Genomic DNA, 250 nt, shown 5'->3' with positions numbered 1-250 from the left:
ACGTTCGGCCGTACAACCAGGGCGACCAAGGTCAGCATCGCGGTAACTACTTATTGTGCCAACCGGAATGCGGTCAGCTTTCCATCAACGTTCTGCACCACCAGAATCCCATCGGCGACCACCGGCTGCGCCAGCAGGGCAGCGCCGCCACTCTGGGCGCGCGCGGCCCGGTCACCATGGGCGGGCCGCAACCAGTGCGGTGAGCCCTGGGAGTCACCCCCCACTCGGTCATCGCCGGGGGTGGCCGGGC

At 68.0% G+C, this 250-nt stretch carries 1 protein-coding gene; it reads left to right on the top strand.

Going from position 1 to position 250, the window contains the following annotated elements; all coding sequences use genetic code 11:
• A partial coding sequence (locus ACQG3P_RS21140; RefSeq protein WP_426806147.1) for a hypothetical protein occupies positions 1-203 on the top strand: 203 nt, incomplete at its 5' end.
• Between the last annotated feature and the right edge of the window lie 47 nt (positions 204-250).

The organism is Stenotrophomonas sp. SrG, from assembly GCF_050031795.1.
Lineage (GTDB): Bacteria > Pseudomonadota > Gammaproteobacteria > Xanthomonadales > Xanthomonadaceae > Stenotrophomonas > Stenotrophomonas rhizophila_A.
The sequence above is the reverse complement of the archived record's forward strand: the minus strand, read 5'-3'. Positions and strand labels throughout refer to the sequence as shown.